Here is a 13459-nt window from a genome sequence, read left to right as displayed (position 1 = left end):
GTTTAATGGACAATCTTGCATTAATTGAATCTTTTGGAGATTTTAAAGACGATAAGAACATCGACCGTATTACGCTGATGGCAATCTTAGAAGAAACCCTGAAAAGTGTTTTGAAAAAGAAATATGGTACAGATGATAACTTTGATATTATTGTAAATCCTGATAAAGGAGACTTAGAGATTTGGCACAACCGTATTGTTGTAGAAGACGGTTTCTCAGAAGACGACGCAACAGATATCGAATTATCTGAAGCACGTAAAATTGAGCCAGATTTTGAAGTAGGTGAAGAAGTATCGGAAAAAATTCCGATCGAAGCATTAGGTCGTCGTGCGATTTTAACATTACGCCAAACATTGGTTTCTAAAGTAATGGAGCATGATAACTCTAATTTATACGAGAAATTTAAAGGTTTAATTGGAGAAGTAGTTTCGGGAGAAATCCACTATGTACGTCACAAACAAGTGATTATTATGGATGACGAACAAAACGAAATGATTTTACCAAAAGAAAATCAAATACCATCAGATTTTTTCAGAAAAGGAGATACATTACGTGCAGTTGTAGATGACGTAAAATTAAGAGGAGCAAAACCTCAAATTATTTTATCTAGAACATCACCAAAATTCTTAGAGAAATTATTTGAACAAGAAATTCCAGAAATTTTAGACGGATTAATTACAATCAAAAATGTAGTTCGTATCCCTGGAGACAAAGCAAAAGTTGCAGTAGAATCTTATGATGATCGTATCGATCCAGTAGGAGCTTGTGTCGGAATGAAAGGATCTCGAATCCATTCAATTGTACGCGAATTACGTAACGAGAATATCGACGTAATTAACTACACAAATAACATGAGTTTGTTTATTCAACGTGCTTTAAGCCCAGCTAAAATTTCGAATATCGAAATTAATGAAGAAGAAAACAAAGCCTTAGTTTACGTAAATGCAGACGAAGTTTCGAAAGCAATTGGTAAAGGAGGTTACAATGTTCGTTTAGCTTCTAAATTAGTTGGAATGGAAATTGATATTTTCAGAGAAGGAGCCCAAGACGAAGACGTAGAATTATCAGAATTCTCAGACGAAATCGATGCGTGGGTAATCGATGCATTTAGTGCTATCGGGTTAGATACTGCCAAAAGTATTTTAGAACAAGATGTTGATGATTTAATTAAACGTACGGATCTAGAAGAAGAGACGATCTTAGACGTAATCCGTGTGTTAAAAGAAGAGTTTGAAGATTAATTCATTCTCAAGTCATAAACAATTCATACATTTGCAAACATTAAAATAAGAGATTAGCTTCATATGTCGGAAACAATAAGATTAAGTAAAGTATTAAAAGAATTAAATATATCAATAGATAGAGCTGTTGATTTTTTAGAAGGGAAGGGTACAACAGTTGAAAAAAATCCGAACTCTAAAATCGACGTGCCAACTTACGATATTTTAGTTAATGAGTTCCGATCTGATGCTAAACAAAAGCAAGCTTCCGGTGAAGTAGTCATTAACAAAATTTCAGATATCAAAGCCGCTGAGAAAAAAGAAGCAGAGGCAAAAGCTGCAACTGAAAAACCAGTAGAAAAGAAACCTGAAATCATTGAAACGACGAAAGTTGAATTGGAAGGACCAAAGACTGTTGGAAAAATAGACTTAGATGCTTTGAAACCTAAAGCCAAAGTAGAAAAACCTGCGGCAAAAGAAGAGGTGAAGAAAGAAGAAATCAAGAAAGAGGAGGCACCAAAAGCTGAACCTAAAACTGAATCAAAAGAGGAACCGAAAGGACCGAAAGTGATAAAAGTTATTGATCTTGATAAAATAAATAATACAGGTAAACCTAAAAAGCAAGATTCTCCAGCTCCTAAAAAAGAGCAAGCAGAACCTAAAAAGGCGGAAGCACCGAAGGCGGAAGTTAAAAAAGAGGTGAAGAAAGAAGAACCTAAAAAGGTGGAAGAGGTTAAAAAGCCTGAAATAAAAACGGAAGCGAAGCCTGAAGTGAAGAAAGAAGAAATTGAAGAAGTAGCAGCAGTTGAACCTCAAAAAATTGAAACTGTCTACACAAAATTAGATGGACCTAATTTTACAGGTGCAAAGATTGACTTATCTAAATTTGATAAGAAAAAAACTGACGATAAAAAAGGGAATCAAAAAGGTGCTAATAACGCTGCTGACAAGAAAAAGCGCAAACGTATCCAGAAAAACGTTAAACCAGAAGATGTAACAAAAGCTGGAGAAAACGGAGGAAACAATAATAATCGTCAAGGTGGTAACAACAACCACGGAGGAAATAATAATAACCGCCAAGGTGGTAATAACAACCATGGAGGAGGAAATAATAACAACCGTCAAGGAGGTCAAGGACAAGGAGGAAATCGCCCAGGAGGTCAAGGTGGAAATCGTCAAGGTGGTGGAAACTTTAGAGGTGGAAACAACCGTGGACCAAGAGTTCCTCAAGTAGAACTTTCTGACGAAGATGTTAAAAAACAAATTAAAGACACTTTAGATAAACTTACTAACAAAGGAAAAGGATCTAAAGGGGCTAAACACAGAAGAGACAAACGTAAAGAACGTCGTGAGTTTGCTGAGCAAGAGCAAGAAGCAATAGACATGGACAAAACTTTACATGTAACAGAATTTGTAACGGTTAACGAATTAGCTTCGTTAATGGATGTTTCTGTTACAGAAGTTATCTCTGCATGTATGTCATTGGGAATCATGGTTACCATGAACCAACGTCTTGAAGCGGATACAATTCAATTAGTTGCAGATGATTTCGGATTCGAAGCAGTATTTGCTAATGCTGAAGAAGAAATCTCAACTGAAGAAGAAGAAATCGATAACGAAGAAGATTTAGTAACTCGTGCGCCAATCGTAACTGTAATGGGACACGTTGACCATGGTAAAACATCTTTATTAGATTATATTCGTAAAGCAAACGTAATTGCTGGTGAGTCTGGAGGTATTACACAACACATTGGTGCGTATAACGTAACATTGCCAAGTGGTAAGCGTGTAGCGTTCTTAGATACACCAGGTCACGAGGCCTTTACAGCGATGCGTGCTCGTGGTGCTCAAGTAACGGATATTGCAATTATTGTAATTGCGGCCGATGATCAAATCATGCCACAAACACGTGAAGCAATTTCTCATGCTCAAGCAGCTGGAGTACCAATGGTATTCGCTATCAATAAAGTTGATAAACCAGCAGCTAACCCAGAAAAAGTAAAAGAGCAATTAGCTCAAATGAACTTATTAGTTGAAGACTGGGGTGGTACTTACCAATCTCAAGAAATCTCGGCTAAATCTGGTTTAGGAGTAGAAGATTTATTAGAAAAAGTATTATTAGAAGCTGAGGTATTAGACCTTAAAGCGAATCCAAAACGTAAAGCATCTGGTACAGTTGTAGAAGCTGCATTAGATAAAGGACGTGGATATGTTTCGACAATTATTGTACAAACAGGTACATTACACATCGGAGATTATGTATTAGCAGGATCTCACCATGGTAAAGTTCGTGCAATGTTAGATGAGCGTGGTAACAATATCAAAGTTGCTGGACCATCAACACCAGTTACGATATTAGGATTAGCGGGTGCGCCAACAGCAGGTGATAAGTTCAAAGTTTACGAAGATGAACGCGAAGCGAAACAAATTGCAACTCGTAGAGATCAATTACAACGTGAGCAAACTATTCGTACACAAAAACATATTACACTTGATGAGATTGGACGTCGTATTGCTTTAGGAGACTTCAAAGAGTTGAATATTATCTTGAAAGGGGACGTGGATGGTTCTGTAGAAGCATTGACAGACTCTTTACAAAAACTTTCGACAGAAGAAATTATTGTTAACATCTTACACAAAGGAGTTGGACAAATTACAGAATCTGACGTATTATTAGCTTCTGCTTCAGATGCGATTATTATTGGATTTAATGTTCGTCCTGGTGGATCTGCTCGTGATATTGCAGAAAAAGAAGAAGTTGAAATTAGAACATACTCAATTATCTATGCTGCGATCGAAGAGATCAAAGAAGCGATGGAAGGAATGTTATCTCCAGAGTTGAAAGAGCAAGTAACAGGTAATATTGAGGTTCGTGAAACATTCAAAGTAACGAAAGTTGGTACTATTGCCGGATGTATGGTCTTAGACGGTAAAGTTTATAGAAACTCTAGTATTCGTATCATTCGTGATGGAGTTGTGATTCACGATGGTGAATTAGCTTCATTGAAACGTTTCAAAGATGATGTGAAAGAAGTTAGTAAAGGTTACGAATGTGGTCTTAACATCAAAAACTTCAACGACATTCAAGTAGGTGACATTATCGAAGCTTACGAAACTGTAGAGGTTAAAAAGAAATTGAAATAATCAATTCTCAACAAATATTTTAGAAAGGAGCTCAATTTGAGCTCCTTTTTTTATGAAATTTTATTTAATAAAAATCAATACTCTACTTATTATATAGAATTATATTCTATTATTAGTTTTATTTTTAGAATAGAATTTTTGTTTAACATTAATTTAAAGTTTTCTTTTATTTTATTTAAAAACGACTTGTTTTATATTCTATAAAGTCTATAAATTTGCTAGACTTTAAAATTGTAAATATGAACAAGAAATTATACTCACTCAAAAAAATATTTTTTCTCACTGCTCTTTTTGGTGGAACATTTTTATTTGCTCAAACCAAAGTTACAGGTACGGTTGAAGATGTAAATGGACCAATCGATCAAGCAACGGTTAATGTAAAAGGAACGAATATCACGACAACAACAGATGCAGATGGTTTATATCAACTAACGTTAGAACCAGGGAAGTATGAAATTATTGTTTCAAAAATAGGTGAGCCAACAACGACGCAAACAATTAATGTGCTTGATGAAAATGAAGTTTCTTTAGATTTCTTTTTACAATCAATCAATTCGGAGACTGATCTTAGCGAAGTTGTTTTAATTGGTTCGCGCGCAGTGGGACGTACACAATTAGATTCTTCAACGCCAGTTGATGTGATAGATATTAAAGAGGTTACAAAAGATGTAGGACAAGTTTCGTTGAATCAAATCTTAAATTATGTTGCACCATCTTTTAGTTCGAATACGCAAGTTATTTCTGATGGAACAGATCATATAGATCCTGCTTCTTTGCGCGGTTTAGGACCAGATCAAGTATTAGTTTTGATTAACGGAAAACGTCGTCATACAACATCATTGGTTAATATTAATGGTTCGTTTGGTAAAGGTTCTGTCGGTACAGATTTGAATGCAATACCAACTTCTGCAATTAAACGAATTGAAATTCTTCGAGATGGAGCCGCGGCTCAATATGGTTCTGATGCGATTGCAGGTGTGATTAATATTGTCTTGGAAGATTCGACAGATAAACTACGCGCGTCAATTTCGTATGGAGGAAATCTTTCGAAAAATGCAGAAGATAATTTTGATGGCGAAACTTTTCAAGCGAATGTGAATTATGGTGTAAAAGTTGGAGAAAAAGGAGGATTTGTAAATGTTGCAGGTTCTTACGACAAGCGTCAACCATTCAATCGTCAAAAAGAATTTACAGGAACAATTTTTTCAGATTATAATCGACCAGATTTATATCCAAATCCAACTGGAAAAGATATTACAGAGGAGGAATTAGCCCGCCGTGGAGAAACGCGTGCTGATTATGTTTCGCGTATTGGACAATCAAAAAATGAAGGAGGTGCGATTTTTATTAATTCACTTTTCCCAGTTTCAGATAAAACCGAAATTTATGCATTTGGAGGATTAAATTATCGTTTAGGAGAATCAGCAGCCTTTCGTCGTCAGCCTGCTCAGTTGCATCAAACTGTTGCGTCAATTTATCCAAATGGATTTTTACCATTGATTCAAACCAATAATTACGATCGCTCTTTAGCAGCGGGAATTCGTAGTGAAATTAACGGTTGGAAAGTTGATTTTTCGAACACATACGGAAATAATACCATCGATTTTGGAGTAAAAAATACAGTTAACGCATCGATGAAAGAATCTTCACCAACATCTTTTGAAGCTGGTGGATATCGTTTTACGCAGAATACAACCAACCTGGATTTTACGCGTTTTTTTGATGATGTTTTAGCTGGAATTAATGTCGCTTTTGGTGCAGAATTTCGTTATGAAAATTATCAAATTGTAGGAGGTGAAGAGTCATCTTATGCGAATTATGGTAAAGTTCGTCAAATTGGTGTAGACGGAAATGGAAAGCCAATTTATGTACAAGATTTTAATGGAAATATCAATACATTATTCGCTGTAAATGGTACTGCTTTAGCAGGTGGAGCGCAAGCTTTTCCAGGATTTTTACCAGCGAATGAAGTCAATGCAAATCGTCATTCTGTTGCGGCGTATTTAGATACTGAATTTAATTTTACGAAAGATTTCTTAGTGGCTGCTGCGTTACGTTATGAAGATTATTCAGATTTTGGTTCAACATTAAATGGAAAAATTTCGACTCGATACAAATTAGGAAACTATGTGTTGAGAGCCGCAGCAAGTACAGGATTTAGAGCGCCATCTTTACATCAATTATATTTTAGTGCAACATCAAGTTTATTCTTAGATGGAGCAATTTCTAATTCAGGAACTTTTACAAATGATAGTCGTGCTGCAAAATTATTAGGAATTCCACAATTGAACGAAGAAAAATCGAAATCAGTTTCGGCTGGAGCTACGGCAAATTGGGGAAAATTCAAATTGAGTGTTGACGGATATTTCATTAGAATTGATGACCGAATCATTTACACAGGATCTTTCACAGGAAGTAATGCAGCAAATGCATCAGCACAAGATAAAGAGATTTACGAATTATTGCAACAAGCAAATGCAACTTCAGCTCGTTTCTTCGCAAATGCAATTGATACCGAAACGAAAGGAATAGATGTTGTTTTGACGTATCAAGATCGTTTGGGAGCAGGAAAATTACGTGGAGATTTATCGGCGACTTTTAGCAAGACAAATGTTGTGGGTGATGTACATGCTTCCGATTTATTGAAAGGAAAAGAGTCTACTTATTTTGATCGTTCAAGTCGTATTTATTTAGAATCGGCTATACCTCGTACAAAAATTAATTTATCCATGAATTATTCATTGGATAAATGGAATGTTTACTTAAGAAACGTGTATTTTGGAGAAGTTGATGCAGCGACAAATACGGTGGCCGATTCGCAAACATTTAGCGGAAAAGTTGTAACAGATTTGAGTTTTGGTTATGCTTTCAACAAAAATATTTCGTTAACAATAGGAGCAAATAATTTGTTTGATATCTATCCTGATGAAACGAAAATTGGAGGAAATAGAGGAGCAGGATATTTTGTGTATTCACGTACTGGACAACAATTCGGAACAGGAGGACGCTTTGCTTTCGCTCGTTTATCATTAAGTTTATAATTTAAATAGTTTATATGTTTTACCAAATCTTTGTCGTAATTGATGAAGGTTTGGTATTTTTGTTTAAATCGATTTTATGAAAAAAATATCATTTATTATAGTTTCATTCTTCGCGATTATTCAGTTGAATGCGCAAGAATCTTACAAAAATGGAGCTGTTGTAACAGCTCATCCCGAAGCTTCAAAAGTTGGAGTTGAAATTCTAAAAAAAGGTGGAAATGCGATTGACGCTTCTATTGCAGTTCAGTTTGCGTTGGCGGTTGTTTATCCAAATGCAGGAAATATTGGTGGCGGTGGATTTTTGGTTTATCGTGATTCAAAAGGAAAGACCGATGCGTTAGATTATCGTGAAAAAGCACCTTTGAAAGCGAGTGAAGATATGTATTGGGACAAAAATGGAAATGCAATTACTGATCTTAGTTTGTATGGACAATTTGCTGCAGGAGTACCCGGAACAGTCGATGGAATGGTGAAAGCGCATGAAAAATATGGGAAATTAAATTGGAAAGAATTAGTTCAGCCAGCTATTAATTTAGCTCAAAAAGGATTTAAAATAACAAAACAACAAGCGAGCGAACTGACAAATAAGCATAATGATTTTGTAAAATATAATTCAAAAACGAATGCTTTAACGTCTAAATCATCTTGGAAAGAAGGAGATTTGTTGGTTCAAAAAGATTTAGCAAATACATTAAAATTAATTCAACAAAAAGGTCGTGCTGGTTTTTATGAAGGAAAAACGGCTGATTTAATAGTGAAAGAAATGAAACGCGGAAACGGAATTATTTCGCACGAAGATTTAAAACAATATCAATCGGTTTGGAGAACGCCAGTTTCTGGAAATTATAAAGGTCTTAAAGTGATTTCGATGCCGCCGCCTTCAAGTGGAGGAATTGCATTGGTTTCGTTATTTCAATCAATCGAAGATTATCCAATTAATAAATGGGGATTTCAGGCAGATTCTACAATTCAAGTGATGGTAGAAGCAGAGCGTCGTGTTTATGCTGATCGAGCAGAGCATTTAGGTGATCCAGATTTTATAAAAGTTCCGCAAAAACAATTGTTGGATAAAAGTTATAATGTAAATCGAATGAAAGATTTTTCGTTTGATAAAGCAACACCAAGTTCAGCAATTAAAGCGGGAGAAATAATTGGTAAAGAGTCAATGGAAACAACGCATTATGTAATTGTTGACAAAGATGGAAATGCGGCTTCTGTAACGACTACTTTGAATAATTCCTATGGATCTTTGGTTGTAGTAGAAGGTGCAGGATTTTTGTTGAATGATGAAATGGATGATTTTTCTGTAAAACCAGGTACACCAAATTTATATGGTTTAGTTGGAGGAAAAGCTAATGCGATTGAACCTTCGAAAAGAATGTTAAGTTCGATGACGCCTTCTATTTTAGAGAAAGATGGTAAATTGTTTATGGTTGTGGGAACGCCAGGTGGCTCTACAATTATAACGTCAGTTTTTCAAGCCATCTTGAATGTTGTTGATTTCGGAATGACGATGCAAGAAGCTGTTGCAGCACCAAGATTTCATCATCAATGGTTGCCAGACCAAATCGATTATGAGCCAAATGCAATTTCAGAAAACGTTCGTGAATCGTTAAAACAAAAAGGTTATACATTGAAAGAACGTAAACCTTACGGGCGTGTGGAAGGAATTTTGGTCAACACTAACGGAACATATCAAGCTGGTGCAGATCCAAGAGGAGATGACAAAGCAGTGGGATATTAAGAAATACAAAAGGAACTCGATTCGAGTTCCTTTTGTATTTTTAAGAGAAAACTTTATGATAAAACGTCTTTAATTTCTGGATTTTTATCAAACTGCGCTTTTGCGAAAGGACATAAAGGAATTACTTTTATATTATTATTTCTTGTCCATTCAACCAAGGCTAATAAAGCTTTTTTTCCTAAACCTTGTCCGCCATAAGCTTCGTCAACTTCTGTATGATCGATAATAATTTTATCATCACCAGCCCAAACATATGTCATTTCTCCAGCTTTTTTATCGCCATCTAAAACGACAAAAGCTCCATTTTTTTTATCATCAATTTGTTTAATTTCCATCAGTTTTATTTTTGAAGTTGTTTATTAATCTTCTAAAGTACCAAATTTTCCGTTATTAAAATCCTCAAAAGCTTCGCGAATTTGCTCTTGTGTATTCATCACAAAAGGACCATAAGAAGCGATTGGTTCATTTAGAGGTTCTCCACTCAAAATTAGTACAATGCTATTTTCAGTTGCTTCGATTGTAAAATCTTCTCCTTCGTTAGTAAATAATAATAAATGATCTGTTGGAACAATTTCTTGTTCATTTACTTTCACCTCACCTTCAATAACCAATAAAACGGTATTGTAATTTGCAGGAAAACTAAAATTCGCTTTTCCGCCTTCATTCAATTTTGCATTCAGCATATTAACAGGAGAAAAGGTAGATGCAGCACCTTTTGTTTGGTTGTATTCCCCAGCAATAACTTCGATAAAACCATTTTCAACTTCTACAGTAGGAATATCTTTATGTTCGATCGCCTGATATTTTGGAGTGCTCATTTTATCCTTTGCAGGAAGGTTTACCCATAATTGAACCATTTGAAAAATTCCACCTTGTTTATAAAATTCTTCTGCATGATATTCTTTGTGTAAAACACCAGAAGCTGCTGTCATCCATTGTACATCTCCTTGATGAATTGTTCCTCCTCCACCAGAACTATCATGATGAGAAACGCTTCCTTGATAAGCAATAGTAACCGTTTCGAAACCACGGTGTGGATGCACACCAACACCTTTTGGTTTGTCTGTTGCTGGAAAATGAAATTTTGAATTGTAATCTAACATAATAAATGGATCCATTCTTCTCATATCTAAATGATATCCACTTGGAATGAAGTTATGAACTCTAAAACCGTCTCCTACAAAATGTGGCTCTCTTGGCGCAATTACTGCTTCTATTTTTTTTGTATTCATAATGATTTTTTTATATGTTTTTATTTTTGTTATACAAATTTACGAAGCTAAATAGTTGATTATATTGATGTAGGTTAAGAAGTTGGTAACGTATTAATTAACATAGATTAATAATGTTTTGTAAATTTTTATTATTGATTGAATGTTAAATTTATATTTAAAACTTTAATACATAGTTGTGATTTTGTTATAAGAGTTAAATACTTATTATTTATATAATTGTTTGGAAATTAATAGTAATATGAGAAAACATTTATTCATCATTCTTTTTGGAATTAGTTTTTATTTATTTGGACAAGAAAATACGTATCGTTTTTTGTATGATATCCACCAAGAAACAATTTTCAATGATGAAATGAAGAAAAATACACCAAAAGACTTTTTGCCAGAAATAGTAAACGCGTTTAATGAATCTTATGAGTTTGAAGTGTTAGCTTCTAAAAATTATTCTTTTGTCAAATTAATAGAGAAAGTAAAGAACTCTCAGAATGATGCGGTTCGAATTTATCCAGAACCAAATTGGTTACTAAACGATTTTGAACATAATAAATCATATGAGTTTGCTGAATATGGTGATACGTATGTGGTGGATTCTATTAAGATAGAAGGTTTGAAACCTACAAAGGAAATGAAAGAAATTTTAGGTTTACAAGCTAAGAAATTTATCTTCGAAAATGATGAGTTTTACTACGAAATCTGGTTAGCAAAAATGAATGGAATTACGGTAAGCCCTTATTATTTTCAGTTCAAAAACTTTGTTGTAGTAGAATTATTTAAGAAGTTTAAAAAAGTTGAAGAGGGTGGTGGAAAGATGGAAAAAAGATATTTTTTGAAAGAGATTAGTCAAGAGAAAAAGTCTACAGATTTTATTAAATTAATTCCTAAAAAAGTACTTACTCCAAAAGAACTTCAAGAGAAAATTGATAAAATTAATCAGATGAGTCAAAATAATGAAGTAGAGAAATAATAATTAAAAAAGCATCTCAATTGAGATGCTTTTTTAATTTGATATATTATTTACAATAATTCTTCATCCACTATATTTGGTAATGTAACCTTTAACAAAGGTTCATCTTCCATTGCACGTTTTATAGCAAAAATAGCTTCTTCGTTTCTTGCCCAAGATCTACGAGCAATTCCGTTGTTCACATCCCAATGTAACATTGATTTTAAACGATTTTCAGCATCGGAAGATCCATCTAATAACATTCCGAATCCACCGTTAATAACTTCTCCCCAACCAACGCCGCCACCGTTGTGAATAGAAACCCAAGTTGCGCCACGGAAACTATCTCCAATAACATTGTGAATCGCCATATCTGCTGTGAATTTTGAACCATCGTAAATATTAGAAGTTTCGCGGAATGGAGAATCTGTTCCAGAAACATCATGATGATCACGACCTAAAACAACTGGTCCGATTTCACCTTTCGCAATTGCATCGTTAAACGCTTTCGCAATTTTAATTCGTCCTTCTGCATCTGCATATAAAATACGAGCTTGCGAACCTACAACTAATTTGTTTTCTTGTGCACCTTTTATCCATGTGATATTATCTTGCATTTGTTGCTGAATTTCCTTTGGAGAATGTTGCATGATTTCTTCTAAAACTTGACAAGCAATTTCATCTGTTGTTTGTAAATCTTCTGGTTTTCCTGAAGTACAAACCCAACGGAAAGGTCCAAATCCAAAATCGAAACACATTGGTCCCATAATATCTTGTACATAAGATGGATATTTGAAATCAATTTCGTTTTCTGCCATTACATCTGCACCAGCTCGAGAAGCTTCTAATAAAAAGGCATTTCCATAATCGAAGAAATACGTTCCTTTTGCTGTGTGTTTATTTACAGAATCTGCATGACGACGCAGCGATTCTTGAACTTTTTCTTTGAATAATTCAGGATTGTTTGCCATCATATCGTTGGCTTCATCAAATGATAATCCAACAGGATAATAACCGCCAGCCCATGGATTATGCAAAGAGGTTTGATCTGATCCTAAGTCAACGTAAACATTTTCTTGATCAAATTTTTCCCAAACATCCACTACATTTCCATCATAAGCAATGGAAACAACTTCTTTATTTTCTTTGGCTTCGCGAACACGAGCAACCAATTTATCTAAATCTGTAATTACTTCGTCCACCCAACCTTGTTCATGACGTTTGTATGTCGCAGCAGGATTCACTTCGGCAGTAACAGAAACAACACCTGCTATATTTCCCGCTTTTGGTTGCGCACCTGACATTCCGCCTAAACCAGCCGTAACAAATAATTTTCCTGCTGTTCCGTTATCATCTATTTTACGAGATCCGTTTAAAACTGTGATAGTAGTTCCATGTACAATTCCTTGCGGACCAATGTACATATAACTTCCAGCTGTCATTTGTCCGTATTGAGAAACGCCTAAAGCATTCATTTTTTCCCAATCATCTGGTTTCGAATAATTCGGAATTACCATTCCATTCGTTACAACAACACGTGGAGCGTTTTTGTGAGAAGGAAATAAACCCATCGGATGACCAGAATACATCACCAATGTTTGTTCGTCTGTCATTTCAGACAAATATTTCATTGTTAATAAATATTGCGCCCAGTTCTGGAAAACTGCGCCATTTCCTCCGTAAGTAATCAACTCTTCAGGATGTTGTGCAACTGCGTGATCCAAGTTATTTTGAATCATTAACTGAATTGCTTTTGCTTGTTCTGAATTTCCTGGGTAATCTGTAATTGGTCGAGCGAAAATTTTATAATCAGGCATCAAACGATACATGTAAATACGTCCAAAATTTTCCAATTCTTGTTTAAATTCTGGAATTAATTCAGCATGATCTTTTGGCTCGAAATAACGCAATGCATTTTTCAATGCTAACTTTTTTTCGTCTTCCGATAATATTTCTTTACGTTTTGGTGCGTGACTTACGTTAGGATCTCTGTCTTTTTTTTGAGGCAAAACAGAAGGAATACCTTGTTTTATTTGTTCTTGAAAAGTCATTTTTTTGTGTTTTATGTTTTAGGTTAAACGTTATAAGTTTTACGATTTTTTGTTGTCATACTGATTTCTATGACAAAACCA

The 13459-nt window shown here is 34.7% G+C and carries 8 protein-coding genes; 5 read left to right on the top strand and 3 right to left on the bottom strand.

Going from position 1 to position 13459, the window contains the following annotated elements; genetic code table 11:
• The first annotated feature begins 5 nt into the window (after nucleotides 1-5).
• The 4 genes from nusA to ggt all read left to right on the top strand — a co-directional run bounded on the left by nusA (nucleotide 6) and on the right by ggt (nucleotide 9149).
• Nucleotides 6-1241, top strand: coding sequence for a transcription termination factor NusA (nusA, locus tag B3M86_RS02160; RefSeq protein WP_280037281.1), 1236 nt, complete (start codon nucleotides 6-8; stop codon nucleotides 1239-1241).
• Between the two features lie 63 nt (nucleotides 1242-1304).
• On the top strand, nucleotides 1305-4364 hold the full coding sequence (gene infB, locus B3M86_RS02155; protein ID WP_125350496.1) for a translation initiation factor IF-2: 3060 nt from the start codon (nucleotides 1305-1307) through the stop codon (nucleotides 4362-4364).
• A gap of 239 nt (nucleotides 4365-4603) precedes the next feature.
• The gene (locus B3M86_RS02150; RefSeq protein WP_125350495.1) at nucleotides 4604-7405 is read left to right on the top strand and encodes a TonB-dependent receptor; all 2802 of its coding nucleotides are present in this window, start codon (nucleotides 4604-4606) and stop codon (nucleotides 7403-7405) included.
• 76 nt (nucleotides 7406-7481) lie between these two features.
• On the top strand, nucleotides 7482-9149 hold the full coding sequence (gene ggt, locus B3M86_RS02145) for a gamma-glutamyltransferase (RefSeq protein ID WP_280037276.1): 1668 nt from the start codon (nucleotides 7482-7484) through the stop codon (nucleotides 9147-9149).
• 53 nt (nucleotides 9150-9202) lie between these two features.
• Here the strand turns inward: ggt and B3M86_RS02140 are convergent, their stop codons facing one another.
• Both B3M86_RS02140 and B3M86_RS02135 read right to left on the bottom strand, forming a co-directional pair.
• Complete coding sequence (locus B3M86_RS02140) at nucleotides 9203-9484, bottom strand: GNAT family N-acetyltransferase (RefSeq protein ID WP_286495294.1); 282 nt, start codon at nucleotides 9482-9484, stop codon at nucleotides 9203-9205.
• 24 nt (nucleotides 9485-9508) lie between these two features.
• The gene (locus tag B3M86_RS02135) at nucleotides 9509-10381 is read right to left on the bottom strand and encodes a pirin family protein (RefSeq protein WP_291049637.1); all 873 of its coding nucleotides are present in this window, start codon (nucleotides 10379-10381) and stop codon (nucleotides 9509-9511) included.
• A 241-nt stretch (nucleotides 10382-10622) separates the two neighbouring features.
• Here B3M86_RS02135 and B3M86_RS02130 point away from each other — a divergent pair, with 241 nt between their 5' ends.
• Nucleotides 10623-11348: a hypothetical protein gene (locus tag B3M86_RS02130; RefSeq protein WP_219033831.1), complete on the top strand. Its 726-nt coding sequence runs from the start codon at nucleotides 10623-10625 to the stop codon at nucleotides 11346-11348.
• A 50-nt stretch (nucleotides 11349-11398) separates the two neighbouring features.
• Here B3M86_RS02130 and B3M86_RS02125 read toward each other — a convergent pair whose 3' ends face one another.
• Nucleotides 11399-13378, bottom strand: a complete 1980-nt coding sequence (locus B3M86_RS02125) for a urocanate hydratase (protein ID WP_291049617.1) — start codon at nucleotides 13376-13378, stop codon at nucleotides 11399-11401.
• Nucleotides 13379-13459 lie beyond the last annotated feature (81 nt).

This window comes from Empedobacter sp. UBA6305 (genome assembly GCF_002440405.1).
Taxonomy (GTDB): domain Bacteria; phylum Bacteroidota; class Bacteroidia; order Flavobacteriales; family Weeksellaceae; genus Empedobacter; species Empedobacter falsenii_B.
The sequence above is the reverse complement of the archived record's forward strand: the minus strand, read 5'-3'. Positions and strand labels throughout refer to the sequence as shown.